Genomic DNA, 24,188 nt, shown 5'->3' on the forward strand with positions numbered 1-24,188 from the left:
ATGGATGCGCACATTTCTGCAAAATATGGTGAACTAGGCCAGTATGGGCGCATCTGCCCGAGCAACCTTTTTCTGTAGGAGCACCGTGCCAAGCAAGGCCAAAACCGGCAAGAAACTCGTGATTGTGGAGTCTCCGGCCAAGAGCAAGACCATCGCCAAGTACCTGGGCGAGGGCTTCATCGTAGAGGCCTCCATTGGTCACATCCGCGACCTGCCGCAGCCGTCCGAACTCCCCGCAGAGCTGAAGAAAACCTCGGTGGGCAAGTTCGCCGTCGACATTGACCACGACTTCAAGCCGTATTACGTGGTGTCCCCGGACAAAAAGAAAAAGGTGACCGAGCTCAAGGCCGCGCTCAAGGACGCCGACGAACTTTACCTCGCAACCGATGGGGACCGCGAAGGCGAAGCCATCGCGTGGCACCTCCTCGAAGTGCTCAAGCCCAAGGTCCCGGTGTACCGGATGACGTTCGGCGAAATCACCAAGGAAGCCATCCAGCGCGCCATGGGCAACCTGCGCGACGTCGATACGGCACTGGTGGACGCGCAGGAAACCCGCCGTGTCCTGGACCGCCTGTACGGCTATGAGATTTCCCCGGTGCTCTGGCGCAAGGTGGCGCGCGGCCTGTCCGCCGGCCGCGTGCAGTCAGTGGTCACCCGCATGGTGGTGGACCGGGAACGCGAGCGTATGGCCTTCAAGGCCGCCTCCTACTGGGACCTCACCGGCCAGTTCGGCGCCGACGCCGGCTCCTTCAAGGCCAAGCTCGCCGCCGTGGACGGCGCCAAGGTGGCCAGCGGCCGGGACTTCAACGACGACGGCGTGCTCACGTCCAAGAACGTGGCGCACCTCAACGAGGAGCTGGCAACGTCCCTGGCGGCAGGGCTGCAGGACGCCTCGTTCACCGTCCGCTCCGTCGACACCAAGCCCTACACCCGCCGCCCGGCAGCGCCCTTCACCACCTCCACACTGCAGCAGGAGGCGGGCCGCAAGCTTCGGTTCTCCTCGAAGAGCACCATGCAGGTGGCCCAGCGGCTGTACGAAAACGGCTACATCACCTATATGCGTACGGACTCGTCCGCGCTGAGCGACGAAGCCCTCACCGCTGCCCGCCGCCAGGCCTCCGAACTGTACGGGCCCGAGTACATCCCGCAGTCACCCCGTGTGTACACCGGCAAGGCAGCCAACGCCCAGGAGGCCCACGAGGCCATCCGCCCCGCCGGCGACTCCTTCCGCACCCCCGCACAGGTGGCCAAGCAGCTCTCCGGCGACGAATTCCGGCTCTACGAACTCATCTGGAAGCGCACCGTCGCCTCCCAGATGGCTGATGCCAAGGGTTCGACGGCGACCATCCGCCTCGGTGCCGTGGCTTCTGACGGGCGTGACGCCGAATTCTCCGCCTCGGGCACCGTGATCACGTTCCCCGGCTTCCTGGCAGCCTACGAGGAAGGCAAGGACGAGACCCGCGGCGATGACGACTCCGAGGAAGCGCGCCGCCTGCCGAACGTGGCCAAGGGCGATTCCCTCACCGCCGCGGACATCACGGCCATCGGCCACGAAACGTCCCCGCCGCCGCGATACACCGAAGCCTCGCTCACGGCTGAGCTGGAGAAGAAGGGCATTGGACGTCCGTCCACTTACGCCTCCACGATCTCCACCATCCAGGACCGCGGCTACGTGCGGAAGCAGGGTTCCGCCCTGGTACCGAGCTGGATCGCGTTCTCCGTGATCCGGCTGCTGGAACAGCACTTCAGCGACTATGTGGACTATGAGTTCACCGCGGACATGGAAGGCGACCTGGACAAGATCGCCAACGGCCAGGCCGTGGGCGCCTCCTGGCTCCGGCACTTCTACTTCGGCGAGGACTCCGATCCTGGCCTGCTGAGCATCGTCAACAACCTTGGCGAGATCGACGCGCGGGAAATCAACTCCATTCCCATCACGGACGAGATCACGCTCCGGGTAGGAAAGTTCGGCCCGTACCTTGAAAGCTCCGCCGCCACCGTGGACCCCAAGACGGGGGAGATTGTGGAGTCGGCGCGGGCCAATGTGCCGGAGGACCTCGCCCCCGACGAACTGACCGCCGCCAAGGCCGTTGAGCTGATGGAGACGGCCGCTCCCGAGGAGCGGGTGCTGGGTACCGATCCGCACACCGGGCATACCGTCGTCGCCAAGAACGGCCGGTACGGCGCCTACGTCACCGAGATCATCCCGGAGATGACCGAGGAACAGATCGCCGCGCAACCGGTGGAGTACTACAAGAACGGCAAGCCCAAGCCGCCCAAGAAGCCGGTCAAGGCCAAGCCCCGCACCGGCTCGCTGTTCAAGTCGATGACCGTCGAGTCCGTGACCCTGGACGAGGCACTGCAGCTCATGAGCCTGCCCCGCGTCCTGGGCGAGGACGCCGAAGGCAACCTGATCACCGTGCAGAACGGCCGGTTTGGGCCGTACCTGAAGAAGGGGACCGACTCCCGCTCCATCGGTTCGGAGGAGGAGATCTTCACCATCACGCTGGACCAGGCGCTGGAGATCTACTCCCAGCCGAAGCAGCGCGGCGCCCGGGCCGCGGTACCGCCGCTGGCGGAGTTCGGCCCGGACCCGGTGTCGGAGAAAAACATCGTGGTGAAGGAAGGCCGGTTCGGCCCCTACATCACCGATGGGATCACCAACATCACGGTTCCGCGTGCCACCTCCCTGGAGGAACTCACGCGTGAACAGGCTGTTGAACTCCTGGCCGAGAAGCGCGCCAAGGGCCCGGTCAAGCGCACCGCCACCCGCAAGCCTCCGGCCAAGAAGAAGGCAACGGCGAAGAAGTAGTTTCCGGGGTTGAGCCTGTCGAACCCGAACGTGGTTTCGACGGGCTCAACCATCGCGTTTGCAAGGGCCATCGCCACGTGATCATGTAGGTACATGACTGAACAGCCCCTGCACACGGATCTCCAGCCGCTGAATGACCTCGAGGAGAAGCTCGCCCTGGGCGGACAGCCTGATGCCAGTCCTGTGGACGTCATCCTGTCTTTCCTGAACAGCGAGGTCTACATCGTCAGCTCTGACAACATTGAGGGCGTCGATTCCCAGGTGGAGCCGCTGGTCCTCGCCAACGCCGACGGCGACCCCGTCCTGGCCGTCTTCTCGCACCCCAGCCGTGTGGACCAGCAGTACCTGGACGCGGCCCCCAATGTCCTCGGCACACAGGGCGCGGCCATCATTGCCAACATCGGAGACGAGCTGGGAATGGTCATCAACCCGGGCGCAGCCTACGGCTTTGAGATCAACCCCGAAGGTGTCGCCAACATCAAACGCGACTTCAAGCGCGCCGACGAGGAATAATGTCAGCATGCGGCTAGGCGTCCTCGATATCGGGTCCAACACTGTCCATCTCCTCCTGGTGGATGCCCACCCCGGCGCGCGGCCAGTCCCGTTCGCCTCGCACAAGCGTCCGCTCTCCCTGGTCCAGTACCTGGAGCCGGACGGCAGCATCAGCGACGCCGGCCAGCACGAACTCACCGAATTTGTCCTGGAAGCCTGGGAATTCGCGGCCCGGCACAAGGCCGAGGACCTTCTGGCGTTCTGTACTTCCGCCATCCGCGAGGCCACCAATGGCCCCGAAGTCCTGGCTCGTGTCAAGCACGAAACCACCGTCACGCTGCAGGAACTGACGGGAAGCGAGGAAGCGTCGATGACTTTCTTCGCCGTCCGGCGCTGGCACGGCTGGGGTGCCGGACCCATCCTCAACCTGGATATCGGCGGCGGCTCCTTCGAAATGGCGTTCGGCCAGGACGAGTTGCCGGAAGTTGCCACATCCGTGCCGCTGGGTGCCAGCAGGCTGACGCGGGACTGGCTTGCGGATGATCCGCCCACAGCCAAGAGTGTCAAAGAACTGCGGCGCTACATCCAGGCCACCCTCAAGCCGGCAGTCCGGGAATTCGACGGGCTGGGCCGGGCCAACGTCGTCGCAGGAACCTCCAAGACCTTCCGCTCCCTCGCCCGGATTGCCGGAGCTGCCCCGAGCGCAGCAGGCCCTTACGTCAAGCGCGTGCTGCACGGCTCCGACCTCGGAGTATGGGCGCAGCGCATTTCTGCCATGAAAGCCGAAGACCGGCTCCACTTGCCCGGCGTTTCCGAAGCCCGGGCCCACCAGCTGCTCGCCGGGGCACTGGTGGCGGAGGCGGCACTGGAGCTCTTCAAGTTCAAAAAAATCAAAATCTGCCCGTGGGCGCTGCGCGAAGGCCTCATCCTCCGCCGCCTCGACCAGCTGGTTTTTTCCGGGCCCAGGGAACTGGCCCCGCACGTTACGCCGCCGGCCGTCGAGGCGGCCGTCTAAACGCTGCAGCGTAGCCCGCTAAATGTTTTAGGCGACGCCTTAAAAGCGGAAGCACCGGCGGCCACGACAGGAAAATGGGGGAAAACCTGTCGCGTACGCCGGTGCCCTGGCAGGCATCCCCATGCCTGCCGCATCACTCGCACCCTCAATGAGGTACTAACTACAGTAGGGCTGCTAGTTGTGAAGTACCTGCACCCAACATGTGAGCCAGCTGTGAATCTTTCCAGTACAACGCCGGGTCAGATCCGGCCCAATCCCGACGGGTTTTCGGGCCGAATCTGACCCCGCGTTGCTGTTGCGGGTCGGCAGCCGCCCGGCCAAACTGCAATGATGGAGCCATGAGCAACCGAATCGCATTCCTTGGCTGTGGGTCCATGAACGAAGCCATCCTCGGCGGTCTGCTGGAAGCAGGGACGGATCCGGCTGACATCGTGGCCACCGTCCGCCGTGCCGAGCGTGCCGCGGAACTGGCGGAGCGCCACCACGGCATCACCGCGATCGCCGGTGAGGAGGAACCGGACAACAACAAGCACGCCAGCAAGGGGTCCGCCGTCGTGATTCTGGGGGTCAAGCCGGTCGGAATCACCGAACTGGCGCGCGAGATCAGCTCCTCCCTCGCCCCGGACACGGTGGTGGTGAGCGTCGCCGCGGCCGTTTCGATCGCCCAGCTGGAGGCTGCCCTCCCGGCCGGCCAACCGGTCATCCGCACCATGCCCAACACCCCTGCCAAACTGGGGCGCGGCGTTGTATCGGTCTCACCGGGCACCAGTTGCACGCCCGAACAGCTGCAGAAGGTCAAGGACATCCTGCAGGGCGCAGGAACCGTTGTTGAGGTGCCCGAGGAGCAGGTGGACGCCCTGTCCGCCATCAGTGGCTCAGGACCGGCGTACGCGTTTTATCTTGCCGAGGCGATGGCAGCGGCGGGCCAGGAGCTGGGCCTCGATGCCGAACTGTCCCTGCTCCTGGCGAGGGAAACCGTAGCCGGTGCCGGGTTTATGCTCGCCGAGCCGGGGGCGGACCCGGCGGCCCTGCGCAAAGCGGTGACCAGCCCCAACGGCACCACGGAGCGCGCCATAGCTACCTTTGACGAGCGCGGCATTCCGTCCATCATCGCCGCCGGCGCACGCGCGGCAGCGGACCGGGCAGCGGAGATCACCAAGCAACTCGGTTAAGCGCGACAAGACGGGGTTTCGACAGGCTCAACCACCGGCGGTGGTTGAGCCGGGGCCCACGCCCGCAGGGTTCCCTGGCCGAGCTTGCGAGGTTAGGGGCGGGGTGGGGAGCGAAACCTCAGGGACGGGCGGCGAAGCGTTCCAGCAGGTCCACGTGCCCGGACACGATCAGCATGTCCCGGGACGAGACCTTGGTTTCCGGCCGTGCGTAGGTGAAGTCCTCGCCCGGCGACTTGACGCCCACGATCGTCACGCCGTACTTGGACCTGACCTTGGACTCATCCAGCGTGAACCCTACCGTCTCGCGGGGCGGGTACATCTTCACAATGGCGAAGTCGTCGTCGAACTCGATGAAGTCCAGCATGCGCCCGGACACGAGGTGCGCGGCCCGGACACCGGCGTCGGCCTCCGGGTAAATCACGTGGTTGGCGCCAATGCGAGTGAGGATTTTGCCGTGCGAGGGCGTAATGGCCTTCACCCACAAGTGCTCGATGCCGAGGTCCACCAGGTTGACGGTGATCAGCACCGAGGACTCAATGGACGTGCCCACGCCCACCACGGCGGAGCTGAACTCCTGCGCGCCGAGCTGGCGGAGGGCGTCGATGTTGGTGGCGTCGGCCTCCACCACGTGCGTCAGCAGCGGGGCGAACTTCTGCACCAGGCTGCGGTCCCGTTCGATGGCGAGCACTTCCCGGCCCTGTTTGACCAGCTGCTCGGCAGTGGAGGAACCAAACCGGCCCAGTCCGATGACCAGCACCGGAGCATTGTGGGCGGGCCGCCGGGGGGCGTCTGGGGAACTAGCCAATGATGGGCCTCTCTTCGGGATAGTGGTACAACTGGCTGCGCTGGCGCAGCGCCAGGCCGGCAGCGAGGGTCACGGTGCCGACGCGGCCGGCGAACATCAGGGCAGTAAGGACGTAAACGCCCGACGGCGGCAGCTCGGCACTGAGGTTCGTGCTGAGCCCCACGGTGGCGAAGGCGGAAATGGTTTCGAAGAGCACACGGTCCAGGGAAGCGCCGCTGATATGGAGCAGCAGGAATGCGGACACCGAAACCAGGGTGGCGCCGGCCACGATCACCGAGATGGCGACGCGCATGCTGCCCTGCGGGATGGTCCGGCCGTAGACCTTGACATCGGCGTCGCCGCGCGCTTCAGCGATGATGGCCAGGAACATCACGGCGATGGTGGTGACCTTGATGCCGCCGGCAGTGGACGCGGACCCGCCGCCGGCGAACATCAGCGCGTCCGTCAGCAGCATCGTGGTGGATTCCATATGGTTCTGCTCCACGAGGTTGAACCCGCCGGACCGGGTCATCACCGAGGCGAACAGGGAATGCGTGATCTTGTCACCGAAATCCATGGAGCCGATGGTCCTGGCGTTGTCCCACTCCATCAGCCCCCATAGGAAGGTGCCCGCCGCGAGCAGGATGAAGGACACCTGGATGGTGAGCTTGGTGTGCAGGTTCCACTTTTTCCAGTTAAGCCCGTTCTGCTGCAGGACCATCACCACGGGAAAGCCGAGGCTGCCCAGGAACACGCCGAGCATCAGCGGAACCAGGATCCACAAGTCCGTTTCATAGGGCACGATGCCGTCTGAGTGCGGGGTGAAACCGGCGTTATTAAAGGACGAGATGGAATAGAAGATGCCGTGCCAGACGGACTGCAAAAAAGGCTCGCCCAGTGTCAGGAAGCGGGGGATCAGCGCCAGGGCCAGGATGCCTTCGATGACCACTGATGTGGTGATCACGATCCGCAGCAGCGTTCCCACTTCCCCGAGGCGGCCGGCGTTGTTCATGGATTCGGCGGCGATGATCTTGCCCCGCACGCCGAGCCGCTTGCTCACCATCAGCGCCAGCAACGACGCCAGCGTCAGGGTGCCGAGGCCGCCGATGAAAACGCCGATCAGGATCACCAGCTGGCCAAAAAAGGACCAGTGGACCGCTGTCGACACCACCGTCAGGCCGGTGACGCACACAGCGGAGACGGCGGTGAACATGGACTGGTGCAGCGGGGTGGCCGTGCCGGTGGCGGACGAGAAGGGCAGGGAGAGCAGGAACGTGAACACCAGGCACACGGCAGCGAATGCAGTCAGCGCAAGCCGGGCCGGCGAGGTGTTGGCAATGTCGTCAATGAAATCGCGCACCCGGGTGAAGACCCAGAGGCCCTCCCGCTCCTGAGCGGCGGGGTGCCAGCTGGCCGGGTTCCGGGGCCTCGACTGGCTTTGCGTCATGTGTGGCGTTTCCTCGGTTGGTTCTGCTTCCCTCAGTAGTAAACCACTTATGCCCGCGTAATGGCCGGGCGGGATAGGCTGCACGCTCGGGTAGCCTGTGATTGATGACATATCTGCCGGGTCTCAGCCAGCCCGCGCCGCCAACGACGGTGGCGTGGGGCCCTGACATGACCGCCTACAATTTCGGGCCGGGCCACCCCATGGCGCCGGAGCGGATGGACCTTACCGCCCGCCTGGCCCGCAGCCTGGGGCTGTTCGACCTGGACCATGTGGCCGTGGAAGCCCCCTATGTCGCCACTGACGCCGAGCTCGAGTCCGTGCACTCGGCCGAGTTTGTAGCAGCCGTCCGCAGGGTCAGCGATGACCCCTCCGCAATTGATGAGTCGCGGGGCCTGGGCACCGAGGACGATCCTTCTTTCGCCGGCATGCATGAGGCGGCGGCCAGGCTGGCCGGCGGCTCCCTGCTGGCCGCGTCAAAGATCCTGGACGGCTCAGCACTGCATGCGGTCAATTTCGGCGGCGGCATGCACCACGCTTCCCGCGACCGGGCCAGCGGATTCTGCATTTACAACGATGCGGCCCTCGCCGTGCAGAGGCTGCTCGACGGCGGGGTCAGGAAGGTCGCCTACCTCGACGTCGATGCCCATCACGGGGATGGAACGGAGAGCATTTTCTGGAATGACCCGCGGGTGCTCACGGTGTCCCTGCACGAAAGCGGGCTCACCTTGTTCCCGGGCACCGGATTCGCCAACGAGATTGGCGGACCGGAAGCGGAAGGAACTGCCGTCAATATCGCGCTGCCCTCCGGAACCGGCGACGCCGGCTGGCTGCGCGCCTTCCACGCGGTGGTCCCGCAGCTTGTGGCAGCGTTCCAGCCGGAGGTCATCGTCAGCCAGCATGGCTGTGACTCGCACCGGACGGATCCGCTCACGCACCTCAACCTCAGTGTGGACGGGCAGCGGGAGGCGGCCACCGCCGTCGGGAACCTTGCGGCCCGTTACTGTGACAACCGCTGGATTGCCACCGGCGGCGGCGGGTACAACGTGCTGCACGTGGTTCCCAGGGCATGGAGCCACCTGATTGCCATCGTCGCGGGCAGGCCGGTGCCGCTCCGGACCGCGGTGCCGGAGGACTGGCGGACGTACGTTGCGGAAAAGTTCGGCGTCTCGGCGCCGGGACTCATGGGCGATGACGTGGAACTGTGGTGGCGGTCCTGGGAAGTGGGATTCGACCCCAATGACGCCGTAGACCGGACCGTCATGGCTACCCGCAAAGCAGTTTTTCCGCTGCACGGTCTGGACCCCTGGTTCGACTGAAATTCCGCTCCCGCCGGCCCGCTTCCCAATGGCTTGGCCCGGCGAAATAGTTGATGCCTTTCGGCGTATATGTCGCTAGGGTGGGAGGCATGGTGACAGACGACGTATTTGCCGTCATAGCGGAATCGACCCGGCGGGACATCCTGGCGTCCCTTCGTTCCGGGGACAAGGCCGTGGGGGAGCTCGTGGAGGAACTGGCAGCTAGCCAGCCCACCATTTCCAAGCACCTGAAGGTCCTGCGTGAAGCACAGCTGGTCAGCATGCGGGCTCAGGGCCAGAAGCGTTATTACGCGCTGAACCGCGAGCCGCTGGAGGGGATTGCCAGCTGGCTTGAAACGTTCGACGTCGGCTCGGCAGCTCCCGCAGCGAAGTCACCTGCCGCCCCTGCGCGCGTTGCAGATCCGGAGGAAGAAGCTCCCATCGTCCCGGCAGGAGCCGGTGGACCAGCCCCGCGGCGGGAAGCACCGGAGAAGGAACACGCCATGGCCGACGCCGTGGCAGCGGACGCTGTCTCCGCCGGTGTCTTGGCGCCCGACGGCGCCGACCTGAGTCCCGCCGTCGTTATTCCGGGCGGAACGGCTGCCGCCCTCAGCGACGACAGCGTCCCGCAGCAGATCGGCCGCACAGTGGGCCGGGCGGCCACCAAGGCCGCCGACCTGCTGGCGAACCTCCCCAACCTCCCCAAGTTCGGCCGGAAGAAGTAGCCCCGTCAGTTGGGGTGTGACCTACTTGTTGAGCAGGCGTACGTGGTCCGGGGTGAGCTCGGAGATCCTGCTGACGCCGAGCAACGCCATGGTGCGCGCCATGTCCTTCTCGAGGATCTGGAGGGTGCGGTCCACGCCGGCGCGGCCACCGGCCATCAGTCCGTACAGGTAGGCGCGTCCGATCAGCGTGAAATCGGCGCCCAGGGCCAGGGCGGCCACGATGTCCGCGCCGCTCATGATGCCCGTGTCCAGCATGATTGCAGCATCGGTGTTGTCCGCGGTGAAGGCCTGCTTGACCTCGGGGAGCAGGTGGAACGGGATGGGCGCACGGTCCAGCTGGCGGCCGCCGTGGTTGGACAGGACCACACCGTCGGCACCGTGGTCCACCACGCGGCGGGCGTCCTCCACGGTCTGGATGCCCTTGACCACCAGCTTGCCCTTCCAGGTTTCGCGCAGCCAGTCCAGGTCCTCGAAGGTGAGGGTGGGGTCGAACATGGAGTTGATCAGGTCCGCCACGGTGCCGGTGTATCGCGAGAGCGAGGCGAACGTCAGCGGCTCGTGGGTGAGGAAGTTGAACCACCAGGCGGGGCGGTAGGACGCATCCAGCACGGTCTTAACCGTCAGCGCCGGCGGGATGGTCATACCGTTGCGGACGTCGCGGAGGCGGGCGCCGGCCACTGCGGTGTCCACGGTGACCATCAGGGTGTCGTTGCCCGCCTTGGCGGCGCGTTCGATCAGTTCCAGCGACCGGTCGCGGTCCGTCCACAGGTAGAGCTGGAACCAGTTGCGCCCGTTGGGTGCGGCGGCGGCAACGTCCTCGATGGAGGCCGTGCCCATGGTGGAGAGGGTGTAGGGGATGCCGGCTGCCTCGGCTGCCTGGGATCCGGCGTATTCGCCTTCGGACTGCATCATCCGGGTGAAGCCGGTGGGGGCGATGCCCACGGGAAGGCGGGAGGGCTTGCCGAGGATCTCTGTGCTGAGGTCGATGCTGGAGACGTTACGCAGGATGCCGGGGCGGAATTCGATGTCGAGGAAAGCCTGTCGGGCGCGGCCCAGGGTGATTTCCTCTTCGGCAGCGCCGTCGGTGTAGTCGAAGGGGGCCTGCGGGGTGCGGCGCTTGGCGATGTCCCGCAGTTCCCAGATGGTGCTGGCCCGCTTGAGCCTGGCTTCCTTGCTGAACTCGGGCTTCTTGAACTGCATGAGGGGTGCAAGGTCGGAGTATTTGGGAATGCGGCGCTTCAACGCAGCGGGCACGGCGGAGGCTGCGGGGGCCGGGCTGCCGGTGGGGGTCCCGGCTGGCGCGGCCGGAATGTCGGTCGCGTCCGGTGCAGGCGTGGTTTCCGGGTTGTTGGGCTGGATGGTGTGGGTCATGGCGTCCTCCGTTGGGCCGTGGGCAGGGTCCTTGGTGCACGGACCGGCTGTGGTCTAACCACACTCTAGGGCATGTGGTCCAACCACATCAACTACTATTGCTCCATGAAGACCCACCAACTTGTCCTCAGCTGGATTGAGACCGAGCTTTCCGAGGGGCGCCTGGCAGTAGGCGGACGGCTGCCCGCAGAGCGTTCCCTCGCCGAGCAGCTGCGGGTGTCCCGCACCTCCGTCCGCGAGGCCATCAGGATCCTTGAGGCGATGGGCGTGGTGCGGGCCGGAGTTGGGTCAGGCCCCGACGCCGGGACAGTTGTCATCTCGGATCCGACGGCGGCACTCGGCTCGGCCCTGCGGCTGCATGTGGCCACGCAGCACCTGCCCGTGGCGGACATTGTGGAAACGCGCGTGCTGCTCGAGTCCTGGGCTGTGTCCCATGCCAGGCCGGATTCGCCGGAGCTGGGCCGGGCCGCCAGGCTCTTGGAGGAGATGGATGCCGACGCGGTAGGCGTGGATGAGTTCCTGGCCCTGGATGTCCGTTTCCACCTGGCTCTTGCGGACGCTGCCGGCAACGCCGTGGTCAGCGCGATGATGGGCTCCCTGCGCGAATCCATCACCGGTTACGCGTCCCGGCTCACGGGCAATCTGCCGGACTGGGACACCATGGCAGACCGGCTCCGGGCGGAGCACCACAACATCCTGGCCGCGGTTCGGAGTGACGACGGCGAACGGGCGGCGAAGCTTGTTGCCGCCCATATCGAGGGCTACTACAGGGAGGCGGGGGTGGGCTCCGGAGATACGGTACCGGCCCGTCCCTGACCATCGGATTTTTGGGCAGATATGCAGACTCGGATGCCGTTCAAGTCCGCATATCTGCCCCAAAACTCCAGGAGTTTGGAGCAGGCGGTTAGCCGTGCACCGCTGAGCGCGGCGCCTTGGCCGGCCCGCTGCTGGCCCTGACCTGGAGCCGCGGCTGGTACCGGCTGCCCGGAGCGTCGTTGTGCTCTTTGCGGATCAGCGCGCGGAGTTGGTGCCAGGCCTGCTCACCCAGCTCGGTGATGGGAACGGCTGCCGTAGTAAGGGCCGGGGTGGTGTATTTGGCGAAAGGGATGTCGTCGAAGCCGGTGACGGAGATATCGCCCGGAACATCGAGCCCGCGCTCATGCAGCCCGCTCATCAGGCCCATGGCCACCAAGTCGTTGAAGGCAAGGATCCCCGTAGCGCCGCTTTCCAGCACGGCGTCCACGGCACCGTGTCCGGTGTCGAAGTCCGAACCGCCTTCAAGCATGCGGACATCCACCTGCGGATGGGCAGCCATAAACGCTTCCAGGCCCTTGAGCCGCATGCCGTTGGAGGCGCTGCGCGGCGGCCCGGCAAGGAATGCCAGGCGTGTGTGGCCGAGGTCCACGAGGTGTTCGGCGAGGTCCTGCACGCCCTGTCCGTAGTCCACCACCAGGCTGGGAACATCCGGCGCCGCCGTGGTCCGGTTGATCAACACCAGGGGGTTCAGAGAGGGCGCAATCTCCTCCAGCTCGGCGTCCGTCATGCGGGGCGCACACAACACCAGGCCGTCGCAGCGCCGGCGGGCCTCGCCGGCGAGGATGGCTTCTTCGCTGGACACCTCGAAGGAGTCGGCGATGAGTACGCGGTAGCCGTCCTGCGCGGCGGCCCGGCTCAGGCCGCGCAGGATTGCCTGGAACGTAGGGTTCGCGAGGTCCGGGACCACAATCCCGATGGTGTCGGTCTTGCCCAGTGCCAGACTGCGGCCCACCGGGTTGGGCTGGTACTTCAGTTCTGCAGCGGCCGCGCGGACGCGGGCGGCGATATCCGGGTCCACGGTGAAATTCCCGTTCATGACCCGGGACACGGTGGCATGGGAAACCCCAGCCTTCACGGCAACATCCGCGATGCCAATCCTGCCGGTTGCCGATCTCCTGACCATTGTGGTCCCTTCCTAGGCGCTGCGGGCCTGAAGCCCTGCGCGTGCTGCTGCCATGGTATTTCTGCTGCCGTGGCAGGGTCCTGCCGCCTTTTCCCGACGGACTACTGCCAGCATATAACGCAACGGGAAAGCGATTTCTAACCTTTTCCCAAGTTTTCCCACAAGTTTTGGGCTCTCCAGTCCAGCGGGGATGGCCACAGGATTAGAAAACGCTTTCTCTCAATGCTGATAATGGTTGACGGATGGAGGTTCCGGTTGGTACAAATCTATTAGTGATCTGAGAAAACGCTTTCTTGGACGGGTGCAGCAGAGCGCCACAGATTGAATGTCAGAGGCCGCCGGCGCGGCCAGGTAATACCTTCCGAAAGGCACCCCTTATGGTCAACACAGCCGAGTCGAGTACTGCTGCCGGGGCGGCAACAGCCGCTGACACCACCACAGCCCTGGGCGCTGGACGTGGCGGGAAGGCCCGCATCGCGCTGATCGGCACCGGCGGGCGCTCCGAGATGTACATCCGGGCCATCTTCGGCAAGCACGCCGACACCGCTGAACTCGTCGCATTCTCGGACGTGAACCCGGGCCGGGTGGAGTTCTACCAGCAGCTCATCCAGGAACTCGGCGCGCCGGGACCCGTCGCCTCCTTTGATCCAGCAGACCTCACCGCCTTCATCCAGGCCAACAGCATCGACCGCGTCATCGTCACCACGCCTGACTACACCCATGCCGACTACATCGTGGAGGGCCTCCGCGCCGGAGCGGACGTCGTCGTCGAAAAGCCCCTCACCATCGACGCCGAGGGCTGCCGTCGGATCACCCAGGCCGTGCACGAGACCGGCCGCAACGTGGTGGTTACCTTCAACTACCGCTACTCGCCGCGCAACAGTGCGCTGAAGGAAATCATCCAGAGCGGCGTGATCGGCAAGGTCACCTCCATCGACTTCAGCTGGGTCCTGGACACGGTTCACGGCGCTGACTACTTCCGCCGCTGGCACCGTGAGAAGAAGAACTCCGGGGGTCTGCTCATCCACAAGGCCTCGCACCACTTCGACCTGGTGAACTGGTGGATCGACGACGTCCCCGAGCGTGTCTTCGCCTCCGGCGGACTCAAGTTCTACGGCGACAAGAACGCCGCCGAGCGCGGCCTGGGCCCCCGCCCGGAGCGCGGCACTCCCGACGCCGATGCCCCGGCGACGGCGGAGAAGGATCCCTTCACCCTGGACCTGCGCGAGGACGAGCGGCTCAAGGCCCTCTTCCTGGACAACGAGCACTATGACGGCTACCGGCGCGACCAGGACGTCTTCACCGGCGGCATCACCATCGAGGACAACCTCGCGCTGGTAGTGGAGTACCAGGGCGGGCCGCGCCTGAGCTACTCCCTGAACGCCCACAGCCCCTGGGAGGGCTACCGTGTTGCCGTCAACGGCACCGAAGGCCGGGCCGAGCTTGAGGTTGTGGAACGCGCCGCGGTCACCAGCAGCACGGACAAAAAGACCGTGGTTGACCCCAGCGCAACGCCCATCGATGAAGAAGACGCCATCCGCCGCAACGGCGAACGCCTGGTGGTCCAGCGCCACTGGGAGGCAGCCTACGAGGTGCCCATCGTCAACGGCGAAGGCGGCCACGGCGGCGGCGACGAGCTCCTGCTCTCCGACCTCTTCAACGGCCCGGGCGAGGACCCGCTGGGCCGTCCGTCCGGCTACCTGGACGGGCTCCGCTCGGTCTCCGTGGGTATTGCCGGCAACCGCTCCCTGGAAACCTCCCTGCCCGTACGCATCGAGGACCTGGATCTCGGCGTCGACCTCCGCCGCGGCAAGTAACCGCAGCACCGGACCCCAAGGAATAACATGAGCAGGATTTTTGTCACTGGCGGCTCCGGCCGCCTGGGCCGCAGCGTTGTGGCCGGGCTCGCCGAAAAGGGCCACCACGTGATTTCGGTGGACCGGGATGCCGTTCCGGCTGACCAGCTGCCGGCCGGGGTGGTGCAGGAAACCGCAGACCTCCTGGCCCCGGGCGAGGCTCTGCGCCTCCTCCGCGAAACCACGCCCGACGCCGTCATCCACCTCGCAGCCATCGCGGTACCGTTCAGCGCGCCAGAGGACGTCATTTTCGCCACGAACACCCGGCTCGCCTTCGCCGTGGTCAGCGCAGCGACGGAAGTGGGCGTCCCGAAGATCGTGACGGCCAGCAGCCCCACGGTGCTGGGCTATGGCTCACCGGCGGGCTGGCTGCCGCCGTCGTTCCCGCTGGACGAGCGGACGCCGCCGAAGCCGTGGAACGCGTACGCGCTGTCCAAGCTCATCGCCGAGCAGACCGTTCAGGCGTTCGCCGCAGCACAGGGAGAGAAGATCCGCTACGCGGCCTTCCGCCCCTGCTTCGTGATCTCCCCGGAGGAATGGGAGGGCGCGCCAACCCAGCAGGGCCACACCCTCGCCGAACGGCTGGCCGATCCCGCCCTGTCCGCACCCGCGCTGTTCAACTACGTGGATGCCCGCGACGTGGCGGACTTCCTGGACCTGCTGTTGGCGAAGATGCCGTCCATCCCTAACGGGGAAACCTTCTTCGTGGGGGCGGCTGACGCCCTGGCCACGGCACCCCTGGCTGAGCTGATGCCCAGGTTCCTGCCCGGAAGCGAAGCAATCAGCGCCGGCCTGACCGGCACCAGCCCGGCCTTCTCCATCGCCAAGGCGCAGGAACTCCTGGGCTGGCAGCCCACGCGCAGCTGGCGCACAGAACTTAAGTCCCACCCCACCCTCAACGACGAGAACTCCGCGCTGGTCACTGCCGGCAGCGGAGCCAAGGAGACACCATGAAATTCGACGGCGTACTGTTTTTTCCCGTCACCCCGTTCACGGCCGAAGGCGTCGTGGACGTGGAACTGCTCAAGGAGCACATCAGCTCGCGCCTTCCTTTCGGGCCGGGGGGCGTTTTCCCCGCCTGCGGCACCGGTGAATTCCATGCCCTCAGTATCGAGGAGGTCCGCACCGTGGTGACGGCCGCCGTCGAGGTTGTTGCCGGAAAGGTGCCGGTGGTTGCCGGAGCCGGCGGACCTCTCGGCCATGCCCTTGCCGCCGCCCGCGTTGCGGAAGAAGCCGGCGCTGACGCTCTCCTGGTGCTGCCGCCCTACCTGGTCACGGGGCCCACCGACGGGCTGGTTGCGTACATCGAAGCGGTGGCCGACGCCAGCAGCCTGCCGGTGATCGTGTACCACCGCGGCAACGCCAAGTTCACCGCGGCCTCGATGGCGCGGCTGGCCGCCAACCCCAAGGTCATCGGCTTCAAGGACGGCCTCGGCGATGTGGGCCTGGCACAGGAAATCGTGTCCGCGGTCCGCGCGACCGGGCGCGAGGACTTCGCGTTCTTCAACGGCCTCCTGACTGCCGAACTGACCCAGGGCGCCTACCGCGGCCTTGGCATCCCGCTGTACTCCTCCGCCGCGTTTGCCATGGCCCCGGAAATCGCCAAGGCCTACTACGACGCCTACATCGCCGGTGACGAAGAGCGGCGCAACGCACTGCTGGAAGGCTTCTACGCTCCGCTGGTCCGCCTGCGCGACCAGACTCCGGGCTTCGGTGTTTCCCTCATTAAGGCAGGCCTGCGCCTGGGCGGCCTGCCTGTCGGGTCCGTACGCCCGCCCCTGGTTGACCCCACCGAAGAGCAGCTCGTGCAACTGAAGGCCATCCTCGCCAAGGGCTACGAGCTGGCCGGCCGCTGATGGGTGCCCTGGCCGCCGAAGCGGTCCGCACGGTACCGCGCATCACGGGCCTGTCCACCCGGCTCATCACCGTTCCGCTGCGCCGCAGCTGGGGCGTGGAGGCGCCGGAGAACCACGTCATCGTCACGCAGGTCCACACGGACGACGGCGGCGCGGGGCACGGTTTTTCCTGGACGCCCACCATTGGACCCCAGGCAGTTAAGGCACTGCTGGACCACGACATCGCCCCTTTCGTCGCCGGGTTGCCCGCCAATCCCGAGGTGGTCTGGGACGCACTGTGGAAACGGCTGCACGAGGCCGGCGGCGGGGGACTGACCACTATTGCAATGGCCGGCGTCGACCTGGCTCTGTGGGACCTTCAAGCTACCCGCGCCGGCACCTCCGTTACCGGATTCCTTGGCCAGCGGCAGGAGTCCGCCGAGGTCTACGGCTCCGGGGTAAACCTGCACTACAGCCTCGACGAGTTGGTGGCCCAGACCGAACGGTGGGTCGCCGCGGGCCACCATGCCGTGAAGATCAAGGTGGGCAAGCCGGACATCCGCGAGGACGCCGAACGAGTGGCCGCCGTCCGCTCCGTCCTGGGTCCGGGCCGGAAGCTGATGATCGATGCGAACCAGCGCTGGGACCTTCCCACCACACTCCGGGCCCTCGATGTCCTGTCCGAGTTCGGGCTCGAATGGCTGGAGGAACCCATCCGGGCGGAGGACCTGTGGGCCTACCGGAGGCTCCGCAAGCACTCGCCGGTGCCGATCGCCCTGGGTGAAAACCTCCACACCATCTACCGCTTCCGGGATTTCATTGAGGCGGAAGCGGTGGACATCATCCAGCCCAACATCATCCGGGTGGGTGGAATCACCCCGTTCCGGCGCATTGTTGAGCTTGCACGGACCAACAGCATCAAGGTGATGCCGCACCTGCTGCCGGAGCTGTCCGGGCAGCTGGCGCTGACGCTCGCGGAGCCCACCCTGGTGGAGGACGTGGAGGAGGCATCCTTTGAACAGCTGGGGATCCTGGCCGGCCCGTCGCCGGTCCGTTTCAGCAACAGCCGGGTGACGCTCGGGGACCAGCCGGGGCTCGGCTTCCGTTTCCGGGACGCACCGTAAGTTTGCGACACGCCCCACTGAAGAACGCACATCCACAGAACAGGTACCTGACGTGACAACTGCAATCCTCTCATTGTCCGAGCTGACGGCCGCGGCCACGGACGCTGCCAAAGTCTCGGCGGCTGCCTCCGATGCCCAGCGGGCCGGCTGGCTCACCGCCGTGGCTGATGCTTTGGACGCCAACGCCGCCGAGCTGGTGGAAATCGCCGATGCCGAGACCAGCCTGGGCACCACCCGCCTCACCGGCGAAGTGGCCAGGACCACCGGCCAGCTGCGCCTGTTCGCCCGCGTGATTACCGAGGGCTCCTACCTCGAAGCAGTAATCGACCACGCCAACCCGGACGCCACTCCACCCACGCCCGACCTTCGCCGTATCCTCCGGCCCATTGGGCCGGTGGCGGTATTTTCGGCGTCGAACTTCCCGTTCGCGTTCTCTGTAGCCGGCGGCGACACCGCCTCGGCGCTGGCCGTGGGCTGCTCCGTGATCGTCAAAGCCCACTCCGGCCACCTGCGCCTCTCGGAACGGACCGCTGAAATTGTGGCTGAGGCACTGCGTAACGCCGGAGCGCCGGAAGGAATCTTCGCCTTGGTATCCGGCCGGGAGGTGGGAACGGCGCTGGTGCAGGATCCGGCCATCAAAGCCGTGGGCTTCACCGGCTCCATCCCCGGCGGCCGTGCCCTTTTTGACCTCGCAACATCCCGCCCGGAGCCTATCCCGTTCTACGGCGAACTGGGCAGCCTGAATCCGGTGGTGGTCACCGAGGCAGCGCTGGCAGAACGCTCCGCCACTCTTGCTGAAGGGCTCGCTGGCTCTTTCACTCTGGGCGCCGGTCAGTTCTGCACCAAGCCGGGGCTGGTCTTCATCCCGGCCGGAACGGATTTCGCCGCACAGGTGGCGGAGGCCAGCAAGGGTAAGCCGGCCCTGGGGATGCTCACCAGCCGTATTGCCGAGGCCTACCCGGACGGCTTGCGGAGCTTTGCATCGGTGCTGGGTGTTGAGGTTGTCAGCGGCACTGTGGACCAGGACGCCGTGGCCAACGGTGCAGCCCCGGTGGTCTTTTCCACTACGGCCGCGAAGGTTCTGGAAAATCCCGGGCAGCTGCTGGAAGAGTGCTTCGGCCCCACCACCATGCTGATCGAATACACGGACCGGGCGGAGCTGTCGGCGGTGCTGGCCAAGGTTCCGGGCAGTCTCACGGCCACAGTGCACGCCCAGCCTGGGGAGGACGTTTCCGCGCTTGCGGAGCAATTGTCTGAACTCGCAGGCCGCGTGCTCTTCGACGGCTGGCCCACCGGCGTGGCCGTCAACTGGGCACAGCAGCACGGCGGCCCCTACCCGGCCACCACCTCGCTCTTCACCTCGGTGGGCGCGACGGCGCTCCGCCGGTTCCAGCGTCCGGTCGCCTACCAGGACGCACCGGAGTCGGTCCTGCACCCGGCGCTGGTGGAGAGCAACCCACTGGGCATCCCGCGCCGCGTGGACGGCGACCTCATCCTCCCCTAGTAACGCTCTCTCACTTGATGTGGCTATAAACCCAACGCTCTATCACTTGATGTGGCAATAAATCCAACGCTCCATCAGTTGATGTGGGGCTAAACGAAACGCTCTCTCAGGCGTTTGCCGGTACTCCGGTTACGACTGAGAGAGCGTTTCGCGTTTTAGCGCATTAAGTGAGAGAGCGTTTGATTAGAGCTGGAGAGTCGCCGGCCGCTGGAGGCCGTTCACCGTTGTCACGGGCCAGCGCGGATCGACAGTAAGGACCTGCAGGCCTGAGGCGGTGAGCTGGACTGTGTCTTCGATCTTGACGCCGGGTCCGGACGGGTTCCAGGTGAAGGCCTGGTTGAGGACAACAGTGTCCGTTGCGGATGCGGTGACGCGGGGATCCCGGCCTGCATAGCCCGCGGGGCCGCCCTGGTGGTGCTGTTCCCATTGGTCCGGACCGAAGCCGTGCCGGGCGTACGCTGCCTTGATCTCGGCAAAGATCCTGTCCAGCCGGGCACCGGGGACGGTGGCGTCGAAAATGTCGGCCTCAACCGCTGCAATACGTGCCTCGGCGTCCCGCTCTTCCGGTGTGCCGCCGTCGAACCTTACCCAACGGGTGATGTTCGCGACCAGGCCGTCCCTGCGGGCACACACCACAGCCATGGCACGGCGGCCGAGGGGCGAGTGCGTGGCCAGCGGGTGCCGGAATCCGCTGCGGCTGCTGCCGTTGCACAACAGGACCAGCGGCTCTGCGCCGGCCGCAACAACGCGGGCGGCGAGGGCGGACACCAACTCAAACTCGATGGTTTCCGGCCGGGCCGCCGCGAGCACATCCGTCATGATCACGGCCACCTCGCCACTGAGCTGGGCGTAGCGCGCGCTCTCCGCGGGGAGGAGTTGCTGGCGGGCCGCACGCAGTTCAGCCGCCGCGTCTGCTTCGGCCAGCGGTGCCATGCCAGCTCCAGCAGTGCCACTTCCAACTGGGCCGCCTGCAGCATTCCCGACGGCGGCAGCAGCCTCGTGCAGGTTGCCGTACCAGGGCACGGAATGCAGCGTGACGTCGGCGGGCAGTTCTTCGGCGGCGATACGGCCGGCTTCGTTGTTGAAGGTGACGAGGTGGTCGCCGTCGCGGTCCACGAGGAGGGCAGCGATCGGATCGCCGGCCAGGCTGATGTGGACCCGGCTGCCGTCCAGGTACCAGGTCAGCGCCGTGTTGGTGGTCAACAGCAGGGAGTCCCGGCCCTTCGCATCGAGGATGTCCAGGACCCGCCGGCGTTTGATGGCGCGGTCTTCCGCCGATGCTGGGGCAATTCTGCCCGCAAGCGTTGTGGTGTCAGCTGTTGTCTGGCTCATGAACGGTTCCCCTGCCGGTTGATCAATGCTTCGATGTCTGCTGTGTCCAGGATGCCGTCGGCCACAAATACGGTGATGCTGCGCTGGACGGGCTGGCCGGGTTCAGCGATGACCGGGGTGTCCCACGCCAGTGACTGGCCCACTCCCGGATAGCCGTCCACCCGGACGAACCAGGGGTCCCTGGATTCCGCCGCCGCCACAAAAACGAGCGTGGCGCTGCCAACTGACGTGCCGTCGTCGGACTGTCCGGCCGCCAAAGGTTCCGTCCCGAACTTTCCGGACCAAGCGAGCCAGGGCGTCACTGAACCGTGCACGCGCGACTCGCCTTCGCCCTCCGGCGTCCACACCCTGGCGCCTTCGCACTCGGGCAACCGCCAGAAAAACCCGCCGTAGCCGCCTTCGTGCCGGCCATTGGAGCCCGGGCTGCCCAGGCTGACTGGCTGGTCGCCGGCAGGGGAGAGGGCGAAGTCCAGGGACAGCTGCCAGGTGGACGGGCTGACGCCGGACCAGGTCCAGGTGCGCTCCTCGGCCAGGACCGGGGCGCCGTCGGGCCCGTTCCAGCTCAGCGTCTCCTGCAGCCGGCCCTCCTGACCGCCTGCTGCGGCAGCCGTCTCCTCAACCGAGGTTGCCGTGATAGTGCCGTGGTCCGGGCGCCAGATGTACTGGCCGGCCGCACGGGTGTAAGTACGACCGCCCCAGAAATTGATGCTGTCCACGTCCTGCAAGGCCACGCCGACGCCGAGGTGCCAGACGTGGTCCAGCGGCTGGTGGTCCGTGACCACTATTCCCGAACGGGTCCGGACGGGGTGCAGGTAGGGTCGCGGGGAAGAGACAGCGCGGATGCGGCTGCCATCCTGGTACTCCGCCACCTCGTGCCCGTCCAGCGTCATGGTGCGGGCCGGCGGCAGCTTTCCCGCCCACGGGACGCCCAGTTCAGCGAAAGTGGCCTGGGCTTTGGCGGCACGCTCCAGCAAAGGCCCGATTCCATGTACTACCGGATGGGCATCGTCGCCCTCGCCTTCCCAGGTGATGTGCTCCGGGCCGATCTGCTGCGGTGCAGGTGCAGTGCGGATGGCTTCCAGGACGGTGGTGAAGGCGCCGGTGTGGGGCAGGGAACACAGCAGCGCGGCGCCGGTGGACCGCGCGTCCAGCAGGTTCTCCAGCAAGTCGGTCCTGCCGAAAGTCTCACGGCGCTCGCCGTCGGCGGTGCTGATAAGCACCTCGTCTTCGGTGTAGAACAGGGTGATCTCACCCAAAGTGCCATGCACAGTCACAGACGGGTTCTGCTGGTCGGGTGCGCACAGCGTCAGGCCGCAGAGCAGCGTGGTGCCGGCGGCGGTGCGCACGCGAAGGATGGAGGTGTCGTCGCTCTCGGTGCCGTGTGCCCGGTACAGGTCCGTGTCCACCGACTCCACGTCGGCAATGGTCCGGGCTCCCGCCATGTGGAGGGCCGTGGCCACCGCGTGTGCGAGGGCATTGGTGGCCACGCCGTCCACAACGTCGATGCCGTCCAGGCTGCGCTTCCCGGCCCAGCGTGACCGCTTGAAGTAGGCCTTGCTCCGCACCCACTGCCCCTGTGCGCTCAGCCCGAGGACATCGCCGATGCCGCCGGCTTCCACGACGGTCCGGATGGCGGGCAGCGCGTGGGAGCCCAAGCTTTGGAAGCCCACCTGGACCAGCCGGCCTGCGGCCTCGGCCGCCGTCAGCACCTCCTCGAACTGGGCGAGTGAGGCCACCGGCGGCTTTTCCACATAGACGTCCTTGCCCGCTGACAGGGCGGCGAGTGCCAAGGGAGCATGGGTCTGGATGGGGGTGGCAAGAATGACGACGTCGACGCCCGGGTCTGCTGCCAGCAGCTGCGCCAGGTCATCGAAAACGGCTACTGACTCTGCCAGCCGGCCCTCCGCCGGCGGGTTCGGGTCCGCCACGGCAACAAGCTCGACGGCGCCGGCTTCCTCGAGTCGCGCCAGATTGGCCAGGTGCCGTGCACCGAAGCCGTGGACGCCTACCAGGGCTATGCGGGGAACGGCAGGGGCGGCAGGGGCGGGAGGAGTGCCCCCAGCCGGGTGGGTGCTGTTTTCCGCGGTGGCGGATGGTCGAGTCATGAGGAAGGTCCTTGGTTACAGAAGGGGAAGGGTGAACTGAAGGGAAAGTTTGAAATTGAAGGGGGCGACTGACTGGGATAGCCATTTGAAGGTGGTTTGGAAGGCGAGGAAGGGCTAACGGAGGTGGATTGGAAGCTGGGGGGATTGCTAACTAGAGGTGGAATGGCGGCTGATGCTGGATTCTGCAGTGGATGATGGGTGGTGCAGCGTCGCGGCAAGGAAATCGAGTGCTTCCTCCTGCATCCCGGAGGTGAACACGTGGCCGCCGGGCCAGAAGCTTCCGGTGTAGGTTCCCGGTGGGTGCAGCGACTCGAGAATGGTGTGGGCCTGGCGCACGCCGTCTTCGGGAAAGAGTTCGTCAGCCAGTGCGTACTGCACCAGCAGCCGGCTGGCCGCTGACCTTGCGGTCAGCTCCGGCCAGTCACCCAGGCGCCACAGGCCTGGAGTCTGCAGCAGCCAGGAATGCGCGTCCAGGTGGGCGGGCAGCAGCGACTGGAACGTGGTCATCATGCAGGTCACCACGTAGCTCCGGATCCTGGGACTCAGCGCCGCGAGGGTCAGGGAGCGGCCACCGCCGCCTGAGAAACCGATGCAGCCCAGCCTGTCCTGGTCCACATCCGGCAGTCCAGCGAGGATCTCCAGGGCTGCGAGGTCGTCGTGGGCCACCATGCCGGCCAGGCTGGTGCCCAGCAGGCCCGCGGTTTTGGCTACGGTGTCCTCGTGGAATCCGGCTGCGGCGTTGTACACGTCTGCGTCGGAGGCAGCTACGCCGTCCTCGCGCCATTGCGCCTGACGCGCCTCAAGTGCGGAGGCCGTCCGCCACGGTGGCACGTCGAGGTTGAAGCGTCGGCTGCCCCAGGCGAAGGTGTCGTGGGCCAGGACCGCGAAGCCGCGGCGTGCGATGTCCGTGGCGAGCGCGTGGCCGTCGTAGTGTCCGGTTCTCGCTTTTTCCGCGGAGGGATGGGACTCCGGAAGTTCCACCAGCCGGTCGGCGCCACCAAACTTGTTGCCGCCGTGACAGTGCAGCGCCAGGATTCCGGGCAGGGGACCCGCAGCGCCGGCCGGGCGAATCAGCCAGCCAGTGGTGCGGGGACCGAAGCCCAGCTGCCAGCTGAGCTGGGAGGTGGTGACGCCGTCGTACGTTTCCTCCCAGTGGACGGTCACGTCCGGCGACGGCGGTGCAGCGGGTGCGTGGGGCATTTCGGGGCCGCTGGGAACGCTGGGCTCGGTGGGAACACCCAGCACGCCAGACAAGCCGGGCACGCCCAGGGCGTCCGCGAGTTCCTGGGCCGACGCGCTGGCAGCCTGGTGCCGAGGGTGTTTCTGGACGTAGGCAGGCCAGTCCTCGTAGCCGGCGATCGCGCTGGGCCGGGGTGGGTG

19 protein-coding genes are annotated in these 24,188 nt (G+C 66.4%); 12 read left to right on the top strand and 7 right to left on the bottom strand.

The window, feature by feature from the left end; translation table 11 throughout:
- Positions 1-85 precede the first annotated feature (85 nt).
- The 4 genes from topA to proC all read left to right on the top strand — a co-directional run bounded on the left by topA (position 86) and on the right by proC (position 5,491).
- A complete protein-coding gene (gene topA, locus FNL14_RS13055) occupies positions 86-2,812 on the top strand; it encodes a type I DNA topoisomerase (protein ID WP_142060687.1) in 2,727 nt (908 codons plus the stop codon).
- Positions 2,813-2,905: 93 nt separating this feature from the next.
- Positions 2,906-3,325 carry an SseB family protein gene (locus FNL14_RS13060; protein WP_142060689.1) on the top strand — a complete coding sequence of 140 codons (420 nt, stop codon included), beginning with the start codon at positions 2,906-2,908 and terminating at the stop codon, positions 3,323-3,325.
- Between the two features lie 7 nt (positions 3,326-3,332).
- Positions 3,333-4,319 (top strand): Ppx/GppA phosphatase family protein, encoded by a 987-nt coding sequence (locus tag FNL14_RS13065; RefSeq protein ID WP_142060691.1) that lies wholly within the window; start codon positions 3,333-3,335, stop codon positions 4,317-4,319.
- 338 nt (positions 4,320-4,657) lie between these two features.
- Complete coding sequence (proC, locus tag FNL14_RS13070) at positions 4,658-5,491, top strand: pyrroline-5-carboxylate reductase (protein ID WP_142060693.1); 834 nt, start codon at positions 4,658-4,660, stop codon at positions 5,489-5,491.
- A 118-nt stretch (positions 5,492-5,609) separates the two neighbouring features.
- On the opposite strand, the gene FNL14_RS13075 is transcribed toward proC, so the two are convergent.
- A complete protein-coding gene (locus tag FNL14_RS13075; RefSeq protein ID WP_170850877.1) occupies positions 5,610-6,248 on the bottom strand; it encodes a TrkA family potassium uptake protein in 639 nt (212 codons plus the stop codon).
- 40 nt (positions 6,249-6,288) lie between these two features.
- Positions 6,289-7,722, bottom strand: coding sequence for a TrkH family potassium uptake protein (locus FNL14_RS13080; RefSeq protein ID WP_091422538.1), 1,434 nt, complete (start codon positions 7,720-7,722; stop codon positions 6,289-6,291).
- A 104-nt stretch (positions 7,723-7,826) separates the two neighbouring features.
- Between FNL14_RS13080 and FNL14_RS13085 the strand changes: the two genes are divergently transcribed.
- A complete protein-coding gene (locus FNL14_RS13085; RefSeq protein WP_142060695.1) occupies positions 7,827-9,038 on the top strand; it encodes an acetoin utilization protein AcuC in 1,212 nt (403 codons plus the stop codon).
- A gap of 89 nt (positions 9,039-9,127) precedes the next feature.
- Entirely contained in the window at positions 9,128-9,742 is a 615-nt protein-coding gene (locus tag FNL14_RS13090; RefSeq protein WP_142060697.1) for a helix-turn-helix transcriptional regulator, read from the top strand.
- 21 nt (positions 9,743-9,763) lie between these two features.
- On the opposite strand, the gene FNL14_RS13095 is transcribed toward FNL14_RS13090, so the two are convergent.
- Complete coding sequence (locus FNL14_RS13095) at positions 9,764-11,113, bottom strand: alpha-hydroxy acid oxidase (protein ID WP_142060699.1); 1,350 nt, start codon at positions 11,111-11,113, stop codon at positions 9,764-9,766.
- A gap of 105 nt (positions 11,114-11,218) precedes the next feature.
- Between FNL14_RS13095 and FNL14_RS13100 the strand changes: the two genes are divergently transcribed.
- Complete coding sequence (locus FNL14_RS13100; protein ID WP_142060701.1) at positions 11,219-11,929, top strand: FadR/GntR family transcriptional regulator; 711 nt, start codon at positions 11,219-11,221, stop codon at positions 11,927-11,929.
- Positions 11,930-12,017: 88 nt separating this feature from the next.
- Here the strand turns inward: FNL14_RS13100 and FNL14_RS13105 are convergent, their stop codons facing one another.
- On the bottom strand, positions 12,018-13,052 hold the full coding sequence (locus FNL14_RS13105; protein ID WP_142060703.1) for a LacI family DNA-binding transcriptional regulator: 1,035 nt from the start codon (positions 13,050-13,052) through the stop codon (positions 12,018-12,020).
- Positions 13,053-13,429: 377 nt separating this feature from the next.
- Between FNL14_RS13105 and FNL14_RS13110 the strand changes: the two genes are divergently transcribed.
- Genes FNL14_RS13110 through FNL14_RS13130 form a run of 5 tightly spaced genes read left to right on the top strand, consistent with a single transcriptional unit; the run spans position 13,430 to position 19,371 of the window.
- Positions 13,430-14,869, top strand: coding sequence for a Gfo/Idh/MocA family oxidoreductase (locus FNL14_RS13110; RefSeq protein WP_142060705.1), 1,440 nt, complete (start codon positions 13,430-13,432; stop codon positions 14,867-14,869).
- 27 nt (positions 14,870-14,896) lie between these two features.
- Positions 14,897-15,862, top strand: coding sequence for an NAD(P)-dependent oxidoreductase (locus FNL14_RS13115; RefSeq protein ID WP_142060707.1), 966 nt, complete (start codon positions 14,897-14,899; stop codon positions 15,860-15,862).
- The gene (locus tag FNL14_RS13120; RefSeq protein WP_142060709.1) at positions 15,859-16,764 is read left to right on the top strand and encodes a 5-dehydro-4-deoxyglucarate dehydratase; all 906 of its coding nucleotides are present in this window, start codon (positions 15,859-15,861) and stop codon (positions 16,762-16,764) included. The genes FNL14_RS13115 and FNL14_RS13120 overlap by 4 nt, the downstream gene beginning before the upstream one ends.
- Positions 16,764-17,867 (top strand): mandelate racemase/muconate lactonizing enzyme family protein, encoded by a 1,104-nt coding sequence (locus tag FNL14_RS13125; protein WP_142060711.1) that lies wholly within the window; start codon positions 16,764-16,766, stop codon positions 17,865-17,867. The genes FNL14_RS13120 and FNL14_RS13125 overlap by 1 nt, the downstream gene beginning before the upstream one ends.
- Before the next feature lie 52 nt (positions 17,868-17,919).
- Positions 17,920-19,371: an aldehyde dehydrogenase (NADP(+)) gene (locus tag FNL14_RS13130; RefSeq protein WP_142060713.1), complete on the top strand. Its 1,452-nt coding sequence runs from the start codon at positions 17,920-17,922 to the stop codon at positions 19,369-19,371.
- Positions 19,372-19,554: 183 nt separating this feature from the next.
- On the opposite strand, the gene FNL14_RS13135 is transcribed toward FNL14_RS13130, so the two are convergent.
- The 3 genes from FNL14_RS13135 to FNL14_RS13145 form a co-directional block, all read right to left on the bottom strand.
- Entirely contained in the window at positions 19,555-20,703 is a 1,149-nt protein-coding gene (locus FNL14_RS13135; RefSeq protein ID WP_142060715.1) for a Xaa-Pro peptidase family protein, read from the bottom strand.
- The gene (locus FNL14_RS13140; protein ID WP_142060717.1) at positions 20,700-22,808 is read right to left on the bottom strand and encodes a DUF6807 family protein; all 2,109 of its coding nucleotides are present in this window, start codon (positions 22,806-22,808) and stop codon (positions 20,700-20,702) included. The genes FNL14_RS13135 and FNL14_RS13140 overlap by 4 nt, the downstream gene beginning before the upstream one ends.
- Positions 22,809-22,955: 147 nt before the next feature.
- The coding region (locus FNL14_RS13145; protein ID WP_142060719.1) for an acetylxylan esterase at positions 22,956-24,188 on the bottom strand (1,233 nt) is incomplete at its 5' end.

It is taken from the genome of Pseudarthrobacter sp. B4EP4b (assembly GCF_006680095.1).
Classification (GTDB): Bacteria; Actinomycetota; Actinomycetes; order Actinomycetales; family Micrococcaceae; genus Arthrobacter.